Origin of the sequence: Eubacterium sp. AF16-48 (assembly GCF_003479405.1) — a bacterium.
Classification (GTDB): domain Bacteria; phylum Bacillota; class Clostridia; order Lachnospirales; family Lachnospiraceae; genus Eubacterium_G; species Eubacterium_G segne.
In genome coordinates, this window is the sequence record NZ_QUHB01000002.1 from 33,103 (window position 1) to 51,488 (window position 18,386).

An 18,386-nucleotide genomic window follows, 5' to 3' on the forward strand; every position below is an offset into this window, starting at 1 on the left:
CCTTATATAGAGATAGGAGGAATACAGCATGATTCAACAGGAAAGTAGACTTAAGGTCGCTGATAATACAGGCGCTAAAGAATTACTTACAATCAGAGTAATGGGCGGATCTACTAGAAGATATGCTAATATTGGTGATATCATCGTTGCTACTGTTAAAGATGCAACACCAGGTGGAGTTGTTAAAAAAGGTGACGTTGTTAAAGCTGTAGTAGTTCGTTCTGTTAAGGGCGCTCGTCGTAAAGATGGTTCATACATCAGATTTGACGAAAATGCTGCTGTAATTATAAAAGATGATAAGACCCCAAGAGGAACTCGTATTTTTGGGCCGGTTGCCAGAGAGTTAAGAGACAAACAGTTTATGAAGATTGTTTCTTTGGCACCTGAAGTTTTATAGGAGGTATGCATAATGTCAGCTATGAAGATTAAAAAAGGTGATACAGTTAGAGTTATTGCCGGTAAAGACAAAGGTAAAGAAGGAAAAGTTAGTGCAGTAGACGTTAAGAACGGAACTGTAACAGTCGAAGGTGTCAACATGCATACAAAGCACACAAAACCAAGTGCTCAGAATCAGAATGGTGGCATCATCACACAGGAAGGACCTATTCACATTTCTAACGTTATGCTTGTTGTTAAAGGACAGGTAACAAGAGTTGGATTTAAAGTTGAAGATGGAAAGAAAGTACGTATTGCCAAGAAAAATGGCAGCGTAATCGATTAATTAAGAGAGGAGGTCCGAAAAAGTGAGCAGACTTAAAGAAACTTATTTAAACGAGATTATGGATGCTATGCAGAAAAAGTTCGAATATAAGAACGTAATGCAGATTCCAAAGCTCGATAAGATTGTAATAAACATGGGTGTTGGCGAAGCTAAAGAAAACCATAAAATTTTAGATACAGCTGTTAAGGATCTTGAGACAATTACAGGTCAGAAAGCAGTTATTACAAGAGCTAAAAATTCAGTAGCTAACTTCAAGTTAAGAGAAGGACAGCCAATCGGATGTAAAGTAACTCTTAGAGGAGATAAGATGTACGAATTCTTAGACAGATTAGTAAATCTTGCACTTCCTCGTGTAAGAGACTTTAGAGGTGTTAACCCTAACGCATTTGATGGAAGAGGAAATTATGCACTTGGAATTAAAGAGCAGATTATCTTCCCTGAAATTGAATATGATAAGGTTGATAAGGTTAGAGGTATGGACATTATTTTTGTTACAACAGCTAACACAGATGAAGAAGCTCGTGAATTATTGACATTATTTAATATGCCATTTGCAAAGTAATTAGGAGGTAGATCCATGGCTAGAACTGCTATGAAAGTTAAACAGCAAAGAAAAGCTAAGTTCTCTACACAGGCTTATAACCGTTGTAGAATCTGTGGTCGTCCACATGCTTATTTAAAGAAATACGGAATCTGCAGAATTTGCTTCCGTGAATTAGCATACAAGGGACAGATCCCAGGCGTAAAGAAAGCAAGCTGGTAAGAGAAAATTTGAAGGAGGAAGTAAACTATGACTATGAGTGATCCAATCGCAGATATGCTTACAAGAATTCGTAATGCAAATACTGCAAAACATGATACTGTAGATGTTCCTGCATCAAAGATGAAATTAGCTATTGCTGACATTCTTTTAAATGAAGGATATATCAAAAAGTATGATATTATAGAAGAAGGAAACTTCAAAACAATCAGAATCACATTGAAATACGGTAAGGACAAAAACGATAAGGTTATTACAGGAATCAAGAAGATTTCAAAACCGGGTCTTCGTGTTTATGCCGGAAAAGATGAATTACCAAGAGTTCTCGGTGGACTTGGAGTAGCTATCATCTCAACAAACAAAGGTGTGATTACAGATAAGGAAGCAAGAAAAGCAAACGTAGGTGGAGAAGTTCTCGCATTCGTTTGGTAAATAAAAATTAGGAGGTAAGGCGAAATGTCACGTATAGGAAGAATGCCTATCGCTGTACCAGCAGGAGTAACTGTTGATATAGCAGAAAATAATAAAGTGACTGTCAAGGGACCAAAGGGAGAACTCTCAAGAGTTTTACCTGAGGCTATGGACATTAAATTAGACGGCGACCATGTCGTTGTAACAAGACCAAATGACTTAAAGAAAAACAAATCTTTACATGGTCTTACAAGAACACTTATTTACAATATGATCGTTGGTGTAACAGAGGGTTATACTAAGGTATTAGAAGTAAACGGTGTTGGTTACAGAGCACAGAAGCAGGGAAAGAAGTTAGTTCTTTCACTTGGTTATTCACATCCGGTTGAAATGGAAGATCCTGAAGGAATCGAAACTGTTTTAGACGGACAGAATAAGATCACTGTAAAAGGTATTGATAAAGAAAAAGTTGGCCAGTATGCTGCTGAAATCAGAAGCAAGAGAGCTCCTGAACCATATAAGGGCAAAGGTATCAAATATGAAACAGAAGTTATCAGACGTAAAGTTGGTAAGACTGGTAAGAAATAATTAAAGGAGTGTAGACGATGGTTAGTAAGAAATCTAGAAGCGAAGTTCGCGTTAAGAAACATAACAGACTGCGTAATCATTTAAGTGGAACAACAGAGTGCCCACGTTTAGCAGTTTTTAGAAGTGATAATCATATGTATGCTCAGATTATTGACGATACAGTTGGAAAAACTCTCGTTGCAGCATCTACATTAGAAGCTGACATTAAGAAAGAGTTAGAAAAGACTAATAACGTTGATGCCGCAGCATATGTTGGTAAGGTTATCGGAGAAAGAGCAGTAGAAAAGGGTATTAAGGAAGTTGTTTTCGACAGAGGCGGCTTTATATACCAGGGTAAAGTTCAGGCATTAGCTGATGCAGCTAGAGAAGCTGGACTGGAATTTTAGTTGAGGAGGTAACACACATGAAACGTGAGATAATTGATGCAAGTCAGTTAGAATTAGAAGAGACAGTAGTATCAATCAAACGTGTTACTAAGGTAGTAAAGGGTGGACGTAATATGCGTTTCGCAGCTTTAGTAGTAGTTGGTGATAAACATGGACACGTTGGTGCAGGTTTAGGAAAAGCAGCTGAAATTCCTGAAGCAATTCGTAAAGGTAAAGAAGATGCTATTAAGAACCTTATTACTGTTCCTGTAGATGAGAATAACAGTATTCCATACGATGTTATTGGAAAATTCGGAAGTGCTGAAGTACTTCTTAAGAAAGCTAAGGAAGGTACTGGTGTTATCGCCGGAGGTCCTGCACGTAGTGTTGCAGAACTTGCCGGAATCACAAATATCCGTACAAAGTCTTTAGGTTCAAAGAATAAGCAGAATGTAGTTCTTGCTACAATTGAAGGATTAGCTGCATTAAAGACTCCGGAAGAAGTAGCTTCACTTCGCGGTAAAACTGTAGAAGAGATTTTAGGCTAATAGGAGGAAATGAAAATGGCAGATAAATTAAAAATTACATTAGTAAAATCAACAATTGGAGCAGTTCCAAAAAACAAGAAGACTGCAGAAGCTTTAGGACTTACAAAGCTTAACAAGACAGTCGAAATGCCTGACAATGCTGCAGTCAGAGGTATGATTCAGAGGGTTAGACATTTAGTTAAAGTTGAAGAAATTTAATCTAATTAGATAAGGAGGTGCGACAATGGATTTATCAAACTTAAAGCCTGCTGAGGGCTCAAAACATAGTGATAATTTCAGAAGAGGCCGTGGACATGGTTCAGGAAATGGCAAGACAGCCGGTAAAGGTCATAAAGGACAGAAAGCACGTTCAGGAAGCCCTAGACCAGGTTTTGAAGGTGGTCAGATGCCATTATACAGAAGAATCCCAAAGAGAGGCTTCACAAATATTAATACAAAGAACATTGTAGGAATTAATGTTACAGCTTTGGAAAGATTTGACAATGATACAGTAGTAACTGTAGAAACATTACTTGAAGCTGGGGTAATTAAAAATCCTAGAGACGGTGTTAAGATACTTGGTAATGGTGAAATCACTAAGAAACTCACAGTAAAAGTTGATGCTTTTAGTGAAGGTGCTAAGTCAAAGATTGAAGCCGCAGGTGGAACTTGTGAGGTGATCTAATATGTTAGAAACCTTAAAGAAAGCATTAAAAGTTAAAGAGATAAGAAAAAGATTACTTTATACATTTCTGATGTTAATAGTTGTAAGATTAGGTAGTCAGATACCTATTCCATTTGTAAACGGTGATGCAATAAAAGATATTATGAGCAATTTCTCAAATGAAAACTTTAGTTTCTTTACTGCCATCACTGGTGGATCAATGGAAAAGATGTCGGTGTTTGCTTTGAGCATTACACCGTACATCACTGCATCTATTATCGTGCAGTTATTAACAATTGCTATTCCAAAACTTGATGAACTTCAGAAAGATGGGGAAGAAGGCAGAAAGAAATTAGCAGAAGTTACACGATATTTAACAGTTGCTCTTGCATTAATCGAGTCAACTGCCATGATTATTGGATTTGCAAATCAGGGAATATTTGATACAGACGCTATTAAGTATGGTGATATGCATGCCATAAGAAAATGGGGAGTAATCGTAACAGGAATTTTGGCGATGACAGCCGGTTCAGCAGTTCTTATGTGGATTGGTGAACAAATCACAGAAAAGGGTGTAGGAAATGGTATTTCTATTGTACTTACAATTAATATCGTTTCAGGTATGCCAAGTGATATTGCCAACTTATTTACAAACTTTGTTGCTAAAGATGGTATATCTCCAGGAATGAGAGGTCTTTCAGCTTTGATTATTATCGGAGTAGTTGTGGGAATTATCGTTCTTGTAGTAATCCTTCAGGGGGCAACACGAAAAATTGCAGTGCAGATGTCACAAAAAGTACAGGGAAGAAGACAGGTTGGTGGACAGCAGTCAAATATACCTCTTAAGGTTAACACTGCCGGAGTTATTCCAATTATCTTCGCATCATCATTATTACAGTTCCCTGTTGTAATTGCTCAGTTCTTCGGAAAAGATCCGGAATGGGCTCATTATCTTAGTCAGTCATATTGGTGTAATCCGGCGAATATGAAATATTCTATAGGATTTGTAGTATATATATTACTTATTATTTTCTTTGCATATTTCTACACATCAATAACATTTAACCCTCGTGAGGTTGCTAAAAACCTTAATGACAGAGGTGGTTTTATACCGGGAATCAGAAGCGGTAAGCCAACAGTTGAATATTTGACACAGATATTAAATTATATAATTTTAATCGGTGCAGTAGGACTTCTTATTGTAGCGGTTATTCCAATCGTTGCTTCAGGTGTAACAGGAGCAAAAGTTGGATTTGGCGGTACATCAATTATCATTATCGTAGGTGTTATTCTTGAAACACTTCAGACTATTAAGTCAATGGTTTCAGAACGCAGTTACAGTACAGTCAGAGGAATATTCTAGAAGATATCAGATAATTTAGGGGACGGCTTATGCTGCCCCCTAAAACTACTATTGTTTATTGTGTGAGGAAAAAAATATGAAAATTATTATGTTAGGCGCACCTGGAGCCGGAAAAGGAACACAGGCAAAGATGATTGCTGAAAAATACAGCATTCCACATATCTCAACAGGAGATATTTTTAGAGCAAATATTAAAAATGGAACAGAATTAGGAAAAAAAGCTAAGTCTTATATGGATAAGGGACAGTTGGTTCCTGATGAATTAACATTAGACTTAATTATGGATAGATTTAAACAGGATGATTGCAAAAACGGATATGTTTTAGACGGATTCCCAAGAACAATTCCACAGGCAGAAGCTCTTGATACAGCATTAAAAGCTAAGGGTGAAAAAGTTGACTTCGCAATAGATGTTGACGTACCGGATGAAAACATTGTAAAGAGAATGGGTGGAAGAAGAGCATGTGTAGGCTGTGGAGCAACATATCATGTAGTATACAGCCCGACAAAGGTTGAAGGTGTGTGCGATAAGTGTGGAGAAGAGCTTATTGTAAGAGATGATGATAAGCCTGAAACAGTATTAAACAGACTTGAAGTATATCACAATCAGACACAGCCACTTATAGATTACTATAATGAACAGGGAATTTTAAAGAGTGTTGATGGAACAGTTGACATGAAGGATGTATTCAATGCAATTGTTGATATTTTAGGAGCATAAAAATGGCAGTTACAATTAAATCAGAAAGAGAAATTGAACTTATGCGTCAGGCCGGCAAATACATTGCCAAGGTCCATGAGGAACTGGCAAAAGAAATAAAGCCGGGCATGAGTACTTATCAGATTGACAAAATTGGAGAAGAGTTAATAAGAAGCTATGGCTGTATTCCAACATGTAAAGGATATGAAGGATTTCCGGCAGCGTTGTGTGTATCAGTAAATGACGAAGTCGTTCATGGAATACCTAGAAAAGATCACTTTGTGGACAATGGTGACATTGTAAGTCTTGATTTTTGCTTAAGCTATAAAGGTTACCAGTCAGATTGTGCAAGAACATTGCCTGTTGGGGAAATAAGTAATGATGCAAAACAATTGTTAGAGGTAACAAAGCAAAGCTTTTTCGAGGGAATTAAGTTTGCAAAAGAGGGATGCCACTTATACGAAATATCAGCAGCTATAAATGATTATGTTGATAAATTCGGATATGGAGTTGTCAGGGATTTGGTAGGTCACGGCATTGGAAGAGAAATGCATGAAGATCCGCAGATTCCGAATTTCAGACAAAGAAGAAGAGGGATGAAGTTACAGGCAGGAATGACACTTTGTATTGAACCTATGATTAATATGGGAAGAGCAGATGTGGCATTTATGGATGATGACTGGACAGTGGTTACAGATGATGGATCATTGGCAGCACATTATGAAAACACGGTTCTTATAACAAAGGGAGAGCCGGAAATATTAACACTGTAAAAGACTATAAAAGTGGAGGAATGAAATCATGTCAAAGGCAGATGTAATTGAAATAGAAGGAACAGTTGTAGAAAAATTGCCAAATGCGATGTTCAGGGTAGAGCTTGAAAACGGACATATAGTGCTTGCACATATCAGCGGTAAGCTTAGAATGAACTATATCAAAATACTCCCTGGAGATAAAGTAACAATAGAAATGTCTCCATATGACCTTTCAAAAGGAAGAATCATATGGCGTGATAAATAAGCTGCGCAATAATAAAATTTGTAAAAGGGTTTGGATGTTTACATACAAACCCTTGCACAAAATTTTATTATTATGGGGCGTATGCCCCGCAGCGAAATGAAGCGAAGCGGAATTGAGCTGGCGCAGCTTATAAGGAAGAAAGGCTGTAATTGGTGCAGCTTTTTATAGAGTAACTAAAAAATATAATTTTTTTGAAAAAAAGTCCTTGTAATAATTATAATCTTATGATAACATTATATTCGGACTTTTTTGTGGAAGGAGGATTTACTGTGAAAGTTAGATCATCAGTTAAACCAATATGCGAAAAATGCAAAGTCATTAAAAGAAAAGGAATCGTAAGAATTATTTGCGAGAATCCTAAGCACAAACAGCGTCAGGGTTAATTTAATCCGGAAAAGAAGTGAATGATACATATTGTTCACTTATTTGTGCTGTTTATTGTAATGCGGTATTAACCGTATTAATGATGCTATGTTTAGAGAGCATCAGGTAGTTTTACTACGAATTTGCGGCTGCAGTAACTATATTTTATATATACGTTACTATGAAATAAAGAAGATATAATTGATTTATATTTTCAGAAAGAATGACTGGTAATTTGCTGAACCGGTTATTCGTTTGAAACTTACAAATATGAATTTTTGGGAGCGTACAACATTTCAGACGTGGAAACACGGGCTACGTATTTTGAAGATTCATACAATTTAACTAATGGAGGTTATTCATATGGCTCGTATTTCAGGTGTTGATTTACCAAGAGAAAAGAGAGTTGAAATTGGATTGACTTATATTTATGGTATCGGTGTTTCAAGTTCAAAGAGAATCTTATCAGAAGCCGGCGTTAATCCTGACACACGTTGTAAGGATTTAACTGACGAAGAAGTTAAGAAAATCAGCGACGTTATCGATGCAAGTCAGACAGTTGAAGGTGATTTAAGAAGAGAAATCGCATTAAACATTAAGAGATTACAGGAAATTGGATGCTATAGAGGTATCCGTCATAGACGTGGACTTCCTGTTCGTGGCCAGAACACAAAGAACAATGCCAGAACAAGAAAAGGTCCTAAGAGAACTGTAGCAAACAAGAAAAAATAGTATAAACCCATAAGGGAGGTTAGTTTAGAAAATGGCTAAGAAAGTTACAAAGAAAGTGACAAAGAAGCGTGTTAAGAAAAACGTTGAACACGGACAGGCACATATACAGGCATCATTTAACAATACAATTGTCACATTGACAGATGCTGAAGGAAATGCTTTATCATGGGCAAGTGCTGGCGGTCTGGGATTTAGAGGTTCAAAGAAATCTACTCCTTATGCAGCTCAGATGGCAGCAGAAACTGCAACAAAGGCAGCTTTAGTACATGGTTTGAAAACAGTAGATGTTATGGTTAAGGGTCCAGGATCAGGTAGAGAGGCAGCTATTCGTGCCCTTGCTACATGCGGTCTTGAAGTTACATCTATTAAGGACGTAACTCCAGTACCACACAATGGATGTCGCCCACCAAAACGTAGAAGAGTCTAATTTAGGAGGGAAAAGATGGCAGTAAATAGAGTTCCTGTTCTTAAAAGATGTAGATCACTTGGTTTAGATCCGATTTATTTAGGAATAGACAAGAAATCAAATAGAAATTTAAACAGATCAAGCAGAAAGATGAGTGAATATGGTCTTCAGCTTAGAGAAAAGCAGAAAGCTAAATTCATTTATGGTGTATTAGAAAAGCCTTTCAGAAATTACTATCAGAAGGCACAGAAGAAACCTGGACAGACAGGTGAAAATCTTATGATCATGCTTGAAACAAGACTTGACAATGTAGTATTCCGTATGGGATTTGCAAGAACAAGAAAAGAAGCAAGACAGATCGTAGATCACAAGCATGTTTTGGTTAATGGAAAGCAGGTAAATATTCCTTCTTACTTAATCAAAGTTGGTGATGTTATTGAAATCAAAGAGAACTGCAAAGGTTCACAGAGATATAAAGATATCATCGAAGTTACTGGTGGAAGAACAGTCCCAGCATGGGTTGAAGTAGACCAGGATAATCTTAAAGGTGAAATCAAGGAACTTCCAAAGAGAGAAGATATTGATGTACCTGTAGATGAGATGCTTATTGTCGAATTATATTCTAAATAATATATTCATATATTTTATTAAGATTGTTCCCAGTAGGCTTAAGCAATTCCCAATAAAGGAGGGGCTAATTAGTGTTCGATTTTGAGAAACCAAATATTATAGTAGAAAAATCAGATGATGGAAGATATGGTAAGTTTGTAGTTGAACCTCTTGAAAGAGGATATGGTACAACACTTGGTAATGCATTAAGAAGAATTATGCTTTCATCATTACCAGGCTCAGCTGTAAGCCAGATTAAGATTGACGGAGTTCTTCATGAATTCAGTTCAGTACCTGGAGTAAAAGAAGACGTTACGGAAATCGTAATGAACATTAAACAGCTTGAGATTAAAAACAACAGTACAACAGATGAACCGAAGATTGCTCATATTGATGTAACTGGAGACCAGGTCGTAACAGCAGCTGATATCCAGACAGATTCTGATATTGAAATCTTAAACCCGGATTTAGTTATTGCAACACTTAGTGGTGGTGCAGATAGCAAACTTAGTATGGAATTAATCATTACTAAGGGTAGAGGTTATGTAAGTTCAGAGAAAAATAAGAATGATAATCTTCCAATCGGTGTTATCGCTGTAGACTCAATTTACACTCCGGTAGAGAGAGTTAATATGTCAGTTGAAAACACTCGTGTAGGTCAGGTTACAGACTTTGATAAGCTTACATTAGATGTTTATACTAATGGAACATTAGATACTGATGAAGCTGTTAGTTTGGCATCAAAAGTTCTTTGCGAACACTTAAAGTTATTTATTGATCTTTCTGACACTTCAAAGGATATTGAAGTTATAGCAGAACCGGTCGATGATGAAATTGATAAAGTGTTAGAGATGAACATCGATGAATTAGAGTTATCAGTTCGTTCATACAATTGTTTGAAGAGAGCAGGTATCAATACAGTTGAGGAATTAGTAAATAAGACTTCTGATGATATGATGAAGGTAAGAAACCTTGGACGTAAGTCATTAGAAGAAGTACTTGCTAAGTTAAAAGAACTCGGCCTTGCATTGAAACCAGGCGACGAGAACTAATAGACATGAGTTTGTTAGAGGAGGTGCAGGGTATATACATATCCCACCGACGATTTGCCACTATTAAGCAATGGTGACAATACAAAACAGGAGGTAAGAAAATGGCAGGTTATAGAAAACTTGGAAGAACTTCAAGTCAGAGAAAGGCTTTAATAAGAGGTCAGGTTACAAGTCTTTTAAATAACGGCAAAATAGTTACAACTGAAGCAAGAGCTAAAGAAATTAGCAAGGTTGCTGAAGGTCTTATTGCATTAGCTGTAAAAGAAAAAGATAACTTTGATGAAGTTGAAGTTACAGCTAAAGTTGCTCGTAAAGATAAAGATGGCAAGAGAGTTAAAGAAGTAGTTGATGGCAAGAAAGTAACAATTTACGATGAAGTAAAGAAGACTATCAAGAAAGACCAGCCTTCACGTCTTCATGCTAGACGCCAGATGAACAAGGTTCTTTACACAGTAACAGACAAAACTGGCAAGAAGAATGAAGCAAAGAAAGTTGATTTAACTAAGAAGTTATTTGACGAGATTGCTCCTAAGTACGCAGACCGTAAGGGTGGCTATACAAGAATCGTTAAGATTGGCCAGCGTAAAGGTGATGCTGCTATGGAAGTATTACTTGAATTAGTATAATAGCAATATATTGAGTGTTAAGCTCGCATTAAATAAAACAAACAGTCGATTATGTTATACATAGTTGGCTGTTTGTTTTGTTTAACAGTAAAAATAAACGGTACTATACAAGAGTGGGGGCATGGTTCTTTGAAAACCATGAAGATTTGTTATTTTTTGTATTTGACAAAGTTAAAAGAAAAAAACACTATAGAAATTGTATAGAAAGAACGAGGTGACAGTATTGATGCATTTATTGACAATAAGGCTGCAAAGGAAATAACTATAATAAACAAATCCTCAAAAGATGACACAGGTATAAATAAAATAAGTGTTGAGAGATATGGGGATGAGTATGTTTGTAACGGAAAGACATATAAGTATTTTTATAAAATAACCCATTTAGAAGGAAATGAGATATCCCAGGATTATATTTTAGGAAATGTGATATTAGATGAAAAGGAATATAATAATTACATAGCAAATAGTACACAAGGGGAGAACGCACCACTTATTGTGGCAAGTAATATAGAGAAATAAAGTAAAAGCCTGTTTTACATAGTGCATAAATGAAAACATTCCCACTTGCTTTTTTTAATATAACTTAGTATAGTGTAATAGATTTTACAGAATAGAGAGGAAAGAATCATGTGGATTATGTCAATGACTATAATAGACAGAATCGTTGATTTTATGTGTAATATAAAGTCGCCGGTGTTGGCGATTTGCTATGTAGTAGGAATATTTATGGGAATTCTTATAATACAGGATAAACCATATATGCTTATTGGTTTGTTTGCCACCAGAAAATTTAAACCGGCAAAGAAGCAGCACAAATATGCAGTGCTTATTCCTGCCAGAAATGAGGAACCGGTTATTGCAAACCTTATTAACAGTATAAGAAAGCAGGACTATCCCCAGGAACTAATAACCATATTCGTTGTGGCAGATAACTGCACTGATAATACAGCAAAGGTGGCAAGAGAAAAGGGAGCCATATGCTATGAGCATTTTAATCCTGAAGAGAGAACCAAAGGATTTGCCCTTAAGTATCTTTTTGAACAAATACAAAGAGATTATGGCATAGAGTCCTTTGAAGGGTATTTTATATTTGACTCAGACAATTTGCTGAAAAAAGATTATATTTCAAGAATGAATGATTCCTTTGATGCAGGAGAGAAGATAATCACATCATATAGAAGCACAAAGAACTGGACGGAAAGCTGGATAGCATCCACATATGCCATTCATTGGTTACGGTCAATACGATACAGGCATAGAGCCCGTTCTCTTCTTCACTTAGCAACTAACATTCAGGGAACAGGTTTTCTGTTTTCCAATGAAATAGTAAAAGACGGATGGAAATATACATCCCTTACGGAAGATAGGGCATTAACAGCAGATTGCGTTGTAGAGGGATATGAAATATCCTACAATGATGATGCAATTTTCTATGATGAACAACCTGTTAGTTTAAAGGTAGCATTGAGACAAAGGTTACGTTGGTCTAAGGGGCATCTTCAGGCATTTGCTGAAAGTGGATGGGGTTTGTTTAAAAATATATTCATAGATAAAAACACAAAGCACTATGAAGATGATAAATGGTACAGCTATTTAATAAGAACCATAAGGCATAGATTTATGTCCTTTGATACTTTTGCACAACTTCTTCCTAAAAATATTGTCTATGCAGCCAAGTGGATTTTACTGAAATTAATAATTGATCCTTTTATTGCGTGGAATACAGGAGCTACAATGTACGTCTTTAGCAATGATACATATTTATCTGCCATTGTGAGACACTTTACAGGTAATACCACTGTAGCCCTAGACTCGGGAGTAAAAGCTTATTTTTTCAGCATTTTACTGGCAATATGGATAAGATTATTTTATAGAATAGGAAGATATTTTGTGAATATATGGGTAGCTGTTTATCTGTTTATAATTGAGCATAGAAGAATACCGAAGTTTAGCATATGGCGAAAGGTACTTTATGTATTTACCTGGCCTACTTTTGATATTATACAAAGATATACCCAGTATGTAGCATTGTTTAAAAAGGTTGAGTGGAAGCCAATTCCCCACAACAGCAAGATTACAATTGAAGATATAGAAGAGCAGGTAGGATAAAAAATAAGCTACAGTTTAAGGCAACACTTAAGCTGTAGCTTATTTTATAAATTAAAAATTATTTTCTGAAATAATCATATTTCAAGGTTAAATCATTTTTCTTAATGGTATCGTTTACCAAAATACTCATTTTTTCTAACTTCTTTTGACTGATTTTGCCACCGTTAGTGACTTTTCCATCTTCAACGTAGACTTTTCCGTCATACCATGAATAATCGCTGAAAAAGGCAAAACCGTGGTAATTATCTGCCAAAGCATTCTTTCCAATATAATTATTGCTGTTATATTTTATTCCAAACAGGTTAAGCACAGTAGGAAGAATATTCATCTGCATTGTAACCTCATTAACATCGGTTGGTTTAACATCACTACTCCATATAAAGAATGGTGTATGATTAATAAGATTGTTGTCAGTTTCCTTATATTTATCAAGAACTGACTTATCTTTAATTGTGTAAAGATAGTGGTCTGCATATGCAACAATAACTGTATTATCGTATAGGTTATTATCCTTTAACGCCTGAATTAAAAGACCTACCATATAATCTGTTTCTCCCACCATTAATTTGGCAGTTTCCTCTTCCGACAAATCGGGAACATTACCTACACCGTATTTTTTTTCGGCAATAAGCTTTCCCACCTCTTTGGAGGTTGTAAAAGGTGTATGAGGAGAGTAAGAAATAATATAATCCACAAATTTTCCCTTTTGTTTAAACATCTTATTGTAAAATGTTTTGTTAAGAATCAATTCCCTGTCTAACTCATAATCTAAATTATTATACTTGGCAATATCCTTTAAACCATAGTAGTTATCGTATCCCCAGCTTTTATAGTTAATGCCACGGGAATAAAAATCTGCCGAATTCATATGGAAAGCATTAACACTGTAACCGGCCTTTTTAAACAACCTTGCCATGGAATTGTCAAAGGTATTAGTGTTAAAAGTATATACATTTTCAGTATAAGATATTGGGGTGGTAAATCCCGCATTAACTGCAAATTCTGAATTGAAGGTAGAACCACCACCGGTATATATGGAATAATGATCCGTGAAATTAATGGAGTGATTAAGCAAATTATAAAGGTTAGGTGTATTTTCTTTGCTTAAAAGCCATGTATCCATTCCTTCTAACTGGAGAAAAATCACGTTCTTGTCCTTGAAAAGACCGGTATATGAATTAGTTTCATCTTCGGTTTTTGCATTATATATGTCATCTAAAAACTTTTTATCTTCCTTGCTGATTTTATCCTTAGGTTTAAGGAAAGTAAAATAAAAGTTTCTAACGGAATATTCATAAAGTCCTGATATTCTCATACTTTTGTTGCTGTCACTATAATTTTCGTACACGCTTCTTGGCTTTTTAAAGTTATTCCACTTAAGCCCTGAACTGGAGTGACCAAACATAAGAGGTGCTAAAAGATGAAGTATAACAAAAACCACCACAAAAATAAGCAGCCTCTTTAAACGAAACTCATCATATTTCTTATATTTTTTTGCCACAATAATAGTGTATACAAGTACAATTACGGCAAATATGTATATAACTGGATTTGTATGAACAATAGTATCTAATATATAAGAACTTCCTTCATCAGCCATTTTAGTAAGATTAAAACTAAAATAAAATCCTGTAAGGGAATAATAAATGGTGTTAGTCAAAAACATCCCAAAGGACAAAATGAAAAATATCCAGTAAAGAATTTTACCGGCAATTCCTTTTAAGGAAGTGACAATTCCCATAAAAAATACAATCCACAATAAAGTGAAAATATTAGGAGCCGGATAGTAAATCGGAAAATATGAAATTTTAAGACCGAAAGCACGGGTAAAAATATCCATTGCAAAGAATGGAAGAGCCATTAATATAATAACCTTGTTAGTGATAATTACTTTTTTTAACTTAATACTTATGTTTTTTATTGAATTAATCATTGTAATATTCCTCCACACAATAAAATACCATAAATAATTACAAATGTCTAAACTAATATTTGGCATATAAGTTGCAAAAAAAATCTAAATAGAATAAAATAAGTGCGGTGGCGTAGCAAAATTTAATCGGAGACTAAAATGGAAATAATTAATATAAAGAATCTTATTCATGAATATAGAACAGCTGATGAAGAAACAGAGACGGTAAGAGCCATTGACGGAGTATCCCTTGATGTTGAACAGGGGCAGTTTATTGTAATATTAGGTCATAACGGCTCCGGAAAATCTTCTTTGGCTAAACATATAAATGCCCTGTTAATGCCCACCGACGGAACTATCTGGGTAGATGATATGGATACAAGGGATGGTAAGCTTTTGTGGGACATAAGACAGACGGCAGGAATGGTTTTTCAGAACCCTGATAACCAGATAGTGGCAACCATGGTGGAAGAGGATGTTGCCTTTGGCCCGGAAAATATGTCGGTTCCCACAGGGGAAATATGGAAAAGAGTGGAGAAGGCATTAGGTGCCGTTGGAATGACAAAATTCAGGCACAAATCTCCTTTAAAACTTTCCGGTGGACAAAAACAGAGAGTGGCAATTGCAGGAATAATAGCCATGGAACCGAAATGCATTATTTTAGATGAACCAACTGCCATGCTTGATCCGGTAGGAAGAAGAGAAGTTATCAAAACATTGCATCAGCTTAATAAGGAAAAAGGCATAACCATTGTTTTAATAACTCATTATATGAATGAAGCAATTAAAGCAGATAAAATCTTTGTTATGGACAAGGGAAAGTTGGCAATGCAGGGAACTCCAAAAGAAATTTTTTCCCGGGTGGACGAAATAAAAGGATATGGACTTGAGGTGCCGCAGGTTACGGAATTAGGTTATATGCTAAAGAAAAGCGGTCTTGACATAGAAGATGGAATACTTACTGTAGACCAGCTGTTAGAACAGATAAATAAGATGGAAAGAGATAATTAATATGTCGCTTAAACTAGAAAATGTAAGTTATATATATGAAAAAGGAACAAGTCAGGAAACTGCAGCCGTAAAAAATGTTGATTTGGAAATAAATAAAGGAGAATTTGTGGCCATAATCGGTCACACTGGCTCCGGAAAGTCAACTTTGATACAGCATTTTAATGGCCTTGAAAAGCCTACGGAAGGAAAAGTTTTATATGATGGAAAAGATATATTTGACAAGGACTTTGATTTGCGAAAATTAAGGTGCAAGGTAGGTTTGGTTTTTCAGTATCCGGAACATCAGTTGTTTGAAGCTACTGTGTTAAAGGACGTCTGTTTTGGACCGAAAAACGAAGGACTAAGTAATGAGGATGCACGGATTAGGGCTAAGGAGGCACTGAAACTGGTGGGAATTGGCGAAGAAATGTACGAAAAATCACCTTTTGAAATGTCCGGTGGACAGAAAAGAAGAGTGGCAATTGCAGGAACACTGGCAATGAATCCGGAAATATTAGTTCTTGATGAACCTACTGCGGGATTAGACCCGGAAGGCAGGGATAAAATTCTTCAATGTATCAGTGATTTAAGGGAAAACCGTGGAATAGGAGTGGTTCTGGTGTCCCACAGCATGGAAGATGTGGCAAATTATGCAGACAGAATAATTGTAATGAATGGCGGAGAGGTAATGTATGATGATGTGCCTCACAAGGTTTTTGCCCATTACAGGAAACTTGAAAAGGTAGGACTGGCAGCCCCTCAAATAACTTATGTAATGCATGAATTAAAAAAAGCAGGATACAACGTAGATGAAAATATTATTAATCTTGAAGAAGCAAAGGAAAACATTCTTAAATGTTTAGGGAGATAAGATAAATGGCAAATATTACTATAGGACAATACTATCCCGAAAATTCAATAATTCACAAACTTGACCCAAGAGTCAAATTAGCAGGAACGATGATTTGTATAATTGTACTTTTTCAGATAAATACAATTGCAGGTTATGGATTATTTACAATATTTATGGCAGCAGTTATAAAAGCTTCAAAAATTCCATTTATGAAACTGTTGAAGGGAGTCAGGGGAATTTTATTTATACTGCTTTTTAGTGTGGTATTAAATATTTTTATGACAAAAGGCGAAATTCTGTTGGAAATAGGATTTCTTACCGTAACAAAAGAGGGACTTATAAAGGCACTATATATTTCCGTGAGACTTATATACCTTATTATATGTACCTCCATAATGACTCTTACAACCACGCCTAATGACCTGTCAGATGGGCTGGAAAAGGCATTTGGTTTCCTTAAGGTAGTGAAATTTCCGGTTCACGAAATTGCCATGATAATGTCACTGGCATTGCGTTTTATCCCAACTCTTATGGAGGAAACAGACAAAATCACAAAAGCCCAGAAGGCAAGAGGGGCAAGTTTTGATACGGGAAATATTTTGCAGAAAGCAAAAAGTTTAATACCTATACTTATTCCACTGTTTATATCATCCCTTAGAAGAGCCATTGACTTGGCAACGGCAATGGAAGCAAGGTGCTATCATGGAGGAAACAGAACGAAAATGAAACCGTTAAAATATGCTAAGCGGGATGCCATAGGATACGCGTTAAGTTTATGTATGATAGTAGTTGTAATAGGTGCAGACAAAGTGTTTGCATATTTCATATAGAGAGCAGGTTTTAATGAAAAGAGTAAGAATGATAATTTCCTACGACGGAACTAATTATTGCGGGTGGCAGACACAGATTAACGGTATTACGGTGGAGGAAATAATAAATAGAGAATTAACAAGACTTCTTGGAGAAGAAATTGCGGTAATTGGTGCAAGCAGAACTGACTCAGGGGTTCACGCCATAGGAAATGTGGCTGTTTTTGATACGGAAACAAAAATACCTCCTGAAAAAATCAGTTTTGCACTGAATCAGAGACTTCCGGAGGATATTAGAATACAGAAATCAGAAGAAGTATCTACTGATTTTCATCCAAGATATTGCAACAGTAAAAAAACATATGAATATAAAATATTAAACCGCAGATTTCCAAATCCTATGGTAAGGTTGTATACTCATTTCGTATATATGCCTTTGGATGTGGAGTTGATGAAGGAAGCTGCCGGATATATAGTTGGAGAACATGATTTCGCCAGCTTTTGCTCTGCAGGAAGCCAGGTGAAAACCACTGTGAGAACAATTTATGAATTAGACATAAATAAAGAAAATGATATTATAGCAATTAAAATCAGTGGAAACGGTTTTCTTTATAATATGGTAAGAATAATAGTGGGAACCCTTATGAAAGTGGGACTCAAGGTGTATCCGCCAGAGCATGTAAAGGAGATAATTGAGGCAAAAGACAGGTACATGGCAGGGCCTAAAGCACCGGCAAAAGGACTTACTTTAGTAGGCATTGAATACCAAGAATAGATTGTTAATTTTTGTAATAGAAATGTAATAA

General features: G+C 35.9%; 26 protein-coding genes. 25 read left to right on the top strand and 1 reads right to left on the bottom strand.

All coding sequences use genetic code 11. The features are described 5' to 3' along the window. Nucleotides 1–28: 28 nt before the first annotated feature. From rplN to DWW68_RS02395, 21 genes are all read left to right on the top strand, one after another. Nucleotides 29–397: a 50S ribosomal protein L14 gene (rplN, locus tag DWW68_RS02295; RefSeq protein ID WP_021952767.1), complete on the top strand. Its 369-nt coding sequence runs from the start codon at nt 29–31 to the stop codon at nt 395–397. A gap of 12 nt (nt 398–409) precedes the next feature. Continuing rightward, nucleotides 410–721 carry a 50S ribosomal protein L24 gene (rplX, locus tag DWW68_RS02300; RefSeq protein ID WP_021952766.1) on the top strand — a complete coding sequence of 104 codons (312 nt, stop codon included), beginning with the start codon at nt 410–412 and terminating at the stop codon, nt 719–721. Between the two features lie 22 nt (nt 722–743). Further along, nucleotides 744–1,283 carry a 50S ribosomal protein L5 gene (gene rplE / locus DWW68_RS02305; protein WP_118588735.1) on the top strand — a complete coding sequence of 180 codons (540 nt, stop codon included), beginning with the start codon at nt 744–746 and terminating at the stop codon, nt 1,281–1,283. A 15-nt stretch (nt 1,284–1,298) separates the two neighbouring features. Continuing rightward, on the top strand, nt 1,299–1,484 hold the full coding sequence (locus DWW68_RS02310; protein ID WP_021952764.1) for a type Z 30S ribosomal protein S14: 186 nt from the start codon (nt 1,299–1,301) through the stop codon (nt 1,482–1,484). Nucleotides 1,485–1,511: 27 nt separating this feature from the next. Next, entirely contained in the window at nt 1,512–1,913 is a 402-nt protein-coding gene (gene rpsH, locus DWW68_RS02315; protein ID WP_021952763.1) for a 30S ribosomal protein S8, read from the top strand. 24 nt (nt 1,914–1,937) lie between these two features. Beyond that, on the top strand, nt 1,938–2,480 hold the full coding sequence (rplF, locus tag DWW68_RS02320; protein WP_118588736.1) for a 50S ribosomal protein L6: 543 nt from the start codon (nt 1,938–1,940) through the stop codon (nt 2,478–2,480). A 17-nt stretch (nt 2,481–2,497) separates the two neighbouring features. Further along, complete coding sequence (gene rplR / locus DWW68_RS02325) at nt 2,498–2,866, top strand: 50S ribosomal protein L18 (protein WP_021952761.1); 369 nt, start codon at nt 2,498–2,500, stop codon at nt 2,864–2,866. A gap of 17 nt (nt 2,867–2,883) precedes the next feature. Next, the gene (rpsE, locus tag DWW68_RS02330) at nt 2,884–3,393 is read left to right on the top strand and encodes a 30S ribosomal protein S5 (RefSeq protein ID WP_021952760.1); all 510 of its coding nucleotides are present in this window, start codon (nt 2,884–2,886) and stop codon (nt 3,391–3,393) included. A 15-nt stretch (nt 3,394–3,408) separates the two neighbouring features. Then, nucleotides 3,409–3,591 carry a 50S ribosomal protein L30 gene (gene rpmD, locus DWW68_RS02335; RefSeq protein WP_021952759.1) on the top strand — a complete coding sequence of 61 codons (183 nt, stop codon included), beginning with the start codon at nt 3,409–3,411 and terminating at the stop codon, nt 3,589–3,591. A gap of 25 nt (nt 3,592–3,616) precedes the next feature. Further along, nucleotides 3,617–4,057: a 50S ribosomal protein L15 gene (rplO, locus tag DWW68_RS02340; protein WP_021952758.1), complete on the top strand. Its 441-nt coding sequence runs from the start codon at nt 3,617–3,619 to the stop codon at nt 4,055–4,057. Between the two features lies 1 nt (nt 4,058). Continuing rightward, nucleotides 4,059–5,399, top strand: coding sequence for a preprotein translocase subunit SecY (secY, locus tag DWW68_RS02345; RefSeq protein WP_021952757.1), 1,341 nt, complete (start codon nt 4,059–4,061; stop codon nt 5,397–5,399). Nucleotides 5,400–5,475: 76 nt separating this feature from the next. After that, nucleotides 5,476–6,120, top strand: a complete 645-nt coding sequence (locus DWW68_RS02350; protein ID WP_021952756.1) for an adenylate kinase — start codon at nt 5,476–5,478, stop codon at nt 6,118–6,120. A gap of 2 nt (nt 6,121–6,122) precedes the next feature. After that, on the top strand, nt 6,123–6,872 hold the full coding sequence (gene map / locus DWW68_RS02355) for a type I methionyl aminopeptidase (RefSeq protein WP_118588737.1): 750 nt from the start codon (nt 6,123–6,125) through the stop codon (nt 6,870–6,872). Between the two features lie 28 nt (nt 6,873–6,900). Further along, a complete protein-coding gene (gene infA / locus DWW68_RS02360; RefSeq protein ID WP_005362190.1) occupies nt 6,901–7,119 on the top strand; it encodes a translation initiation factor IF-1 in 219 nt (72 codons plus the stop codon). 269 nt (nt 7,120–7,388) lie between these two features. After that, the gene (gene rpmJ, locus DWW68_RS02365) at nt 7,389–7,502 is read left to right on the top strand and encodes a 50S ribosomal protein L36 (RefSeq protein ID WP_118588738.1); all 114 of its coding nucleotides are present in this window, start codon (nt 7,389–7,391) and stop codon (nt 7,500–7,502) included. 343 nt (nt 7,503–7,845) lie between these two features. After that, complete coding sequence (gene rpsM / locus DWW68_RS02370) at nt 7,846–8,214, top strand: 30S ribosomal protein S13 (protein WP_021952754.1); 369 nt, start codon at nt 7,846–7,848, stop codon at nt 8,212–8,214. A gap of 31 nt (nt 8,215–8,245) precedes the next feature. Beyond that, a complete protein-coding gene (gene rpsK / locus DWW68_RS02375) occupies nt 8,246–8,641 on the top strand; it encodes a 30S ribosomal protein S11 (protein ID WP_005362186.1) in 396 nt (131 codons plus the stop codon). A 15-nt stretch (nt 8,642–8,656) separates the two neighbouring features. Next, nucleotides 8,657–9,250 (top strand): 30S ribosomal protein S4, encoded by a 594-nt coding sequence (rpsD, locus tag DWW68_RS02380; protein WP_118588739.1) that lies wholly within the window; start codon nt 8,657–8,659, stop codon nt 9,248–9,250. Nucleotides 9,251–9,321: 71 nt separating this feature from the next. Beyond that, nucleotides 9,322–10,281, top strand: coding sequence for a DNA-directed RNA polymerase subunit alpha (locus DWW68_RS02385; RefSeq protein ID WP_021952752.1), 960 nt, complete (start codon nt 9,322–9,324; stop codon nt 10,279–10,281). A 101-nt stretch (nt 10,282–10,382) separates the two neighbouring features. Then, nucleotides 10,383–10,907 (top strand): L17 family ribosomal protein, encoded by a 525-nt coding sequence (locus DWW68_RS02390; protein WP_118588740.1) that lies wholly within the window; start codon nt 10,383–10,385, stop codon nt 10,905–10,907. A 627-nt stretch (nt 10,908–11,534) separates the two neighbouring features. Continuing rightward, a complete protein-coding gene (locus DWW68_RS02395; RefSeq protein WP_118588741.1) occupies nt 11,535–13,016 on the top strand; it encodes a glycosyltransferase family 2 protein in 1,482 nt (493 codons plus the stop codon). Nucleotides 13,017–13,074: 58 nt separating this feature from the next. Here DWW68_RS02395 and DWW68_RS02400 read toward each other — a convergent pair whose 3' ends face one another. Next, entirely contained in the window at nt 13,075–14,949 is a 1,875-nt protein-coding gene (locus tag DWW68_RS02400; RefSeq protein ID WP_158576787.1) for an alkaline phosphatase family protein, read from the bottom strand. Between the two features lie 138 nt (nt 14,950–15,087). Here DWW68_RS02400 and DWW68_RS02405 point away from each other — a divergent pair, with 138 nt between their 5' ends. From DWW68_RS02405 to truA, 4 genes are read left to right on the top strand one after another with little or no spacing between them, the layout of a single operon-like run. Next, on the top strand, nt 15,088–15,939 hold the full coding sequence (locus DWW68_RS02405) for an energy-coupling factor transporter ATPase (protein ID WP_021952748.1): 852 nt from the start codon (nt 15,088–15,090) through the stop codon (nt 15,937–15,939). A 1-nt stretch (nt 15,940) separates the two neighbouring features. Then, on the top strand, nt 15,941–16,789 hold the full coding sequence (locus DWW68_RS02410; RefSeq protein WP_118588743.1) for an energy-coupling factor transporter ATPase: 849 nt from the start codon (nt 15,941–15,943) through the stop codon (nt 16,787–16,789). A gap of 5 nt (nt 16,790–16,794) precedes the next feature. Next, a complete protein-coding gene (locus DWW68_RS02415) occupies nt 16,795–17,601 on the top strand; it encodes an energy-coupling factor transporter transmembrane component T (RefSeq protein WP_118588744.1) in 807 nt (268 codons plus the stop codon). 13 nt (nt 17,602–17,614) lie between these two features. Then, complete coding sequence (gene truA, locus DWW68_RS02420) at nt 17,615–18,355, top strand: tRNA pseudouridine(38-40) synthase TruA (protein WP_021952745.1); 741 nt, start codon at nt 17,615–17,617, stop codon at nt 18,353–18,355. Nucleotides 18,356–18,386 lie beyond the last annotated feature (31 nt).

What these genes read in the sequence shown, in the direction of transcription:
- rpsE (WP_021952760.1), top strand. Translation starts at nt 2,884, where the DNA reads ATGAAACGTGAGATAATTGATGCAAGTCAGTTAGAATTAGAAGAGACA.
- truA (WP_021952745.1), top strand. Translation starts at nt 17,615, where the DNA reads ATGAAAAGAGTAAGAATGATAATTTCCTACGACGGAACTAATTATTGC.
- rplF (WP_118588736.1), top strand. Translation starts at nt 1,938, where the DNA reads ATGTCACGTATAGGAAGAATGCCTATCGCTGTACCAGCAGGAGTAACT.
- infA (WP_005362190.1), top strand. Translation starts at nt 6,901, where the DNA reads ATGTCAAAGGCAGATGTAATTGAAATAGAAGGAACAGTTGTAGAAAAA.
- rpsM (WP_021952754.1), top strand. Translation starts at nt 7,846, where the DNA reads ATGGCTCGTATTTCAGGTGTTGATTTACCAAGAGAAAAGAGAGTTGAA.
- DWW68_RS02350 (WP_021952756.1), top strand. Translation starts at nt 5,476, where the DNA reads ATGAAAATTATTATGTTAGGCGCACCTGGAGCCGGAAAAGGAACACAG.
- DWW68_RS02390 (WP_118588740.1), top strand. Translation starts at nt 10,383, where the DNA reads ATGGCAGGTTATAGAAAACTTGGAAGAACTTCAAGTCAGAGAAAGGCT.
- rpsK (WP_005362186.1), top strand. Translation starts at nt 8,246, where the DNA reads ATGGCTAAGAAAGTTACAAAGAAAGTGACAAAGAAGCGTGTTAAGAAA.
- DWW68_RS02310 (WP_021952764.1), top strand. Translation starts at nt 1,299, where the DNA reads ATGGCTAGAACTGCTATGAAAGTTAAACAGCAAAGAAAAGCTAAGTTC.
- rplO (WP_021952758.1), top strand. Translation starts at nt 3,617, where the DNA reads ATGGATTTATCAAACTTAAAGCCTGCTGAGGGCTCAAAACATAGTGAT.
- secY (WP_021952757.1), top strand. Translation starts at nt 4,059, where the DNA reads ATGTTAGAAACCTTAAAGAAAGCATTAAAAGTTAAAGAGATAAGAAAA.
- DWW68_RS02415 (WP_118588744.1), top strand. Translation starts at nt 16,795, where the DNA reads ATGGCAAATATTACTATAGGACAATACTATCCCGAAAATTCAATAATT.
- DWW68_RS02395 (WP_118588741.1), top strand. Translation starts at nt 11,535, where the DNA reads ATGTGGATTATGTCAATGACTATAATAGACAGAATCGTTGATTTTATG.
- rpsH (WP_021952763.1), top strand. Translation starts at nt 1,512, where the DNA reads ATGACTATGAGTGATCCAATCGCAGATATGCTTACAAGAATTCGTAAT.
- rpmD (WP_021952759.1), top strand. Translation starts at nt 3,409, where the DNA reads ATGGCAGATAAATTAAAAATTACATTAGTAAAATCAACAATTGGAGCA.
- rplR (WP_021952761.1), top strand. Translation starts at nt 2,498, where the DNA reads ATGGTTAGTAAGAAATCTAGAAGCGAAGTTCGCGTTAAGAAACATAAC.
- map (WP_118588737.1), top strand. Translation starts at nt 6,123, where the DNA reads ATGGCAGTTACAATTAAATCAGAAAGAGAAATTGAACTTATGCGTCAG.
- DWW68_RS02405 (WP_021952748.1), top strand. Translation starts at nt 15,088, where the DNA reads ATGGAAATAATTAATATAAAGAATCTTATTCATGAATATAGAACAGCT.
- DWW68_RS02400 (WP_158576787.1), bottom strand. Translation starts at nt 14,949, where the DNA reads ATGATTAATTCAATAAAAAACATAAGTATTAAGTTAAAAAAAGTAATT.
- rpsD (WP_118588739.1), top strand. Translation starts at nt 8,657, where the DNA reads ATGGCAGTAAATAGAGTTCCTGTTCTTAAAAGATGTAGATCACTTGGT.
- DWW68_RS02410 (WP_118588743.1), top strand. Translation starts at nt 15,941, where the DNA reads ATGTCGCTTAAACTAGAAAATGTAAGTTATATATATGAAAAAGGAACA.
- rplN (WP_021952767.1), top strand. Translation starts at nt 29, where the DNA reads ATGATTCAACAGGAAAGTAGACTTAAGGTCGCTGATAATACAGGCGCT.
- rplX (WP_021952766.1), top strand. Translation starts at nt 410, where the DNA reads ATGTCAGCTATGAAGATTAAAAAAGGTGATACAGTTAGAGTTATTGCC.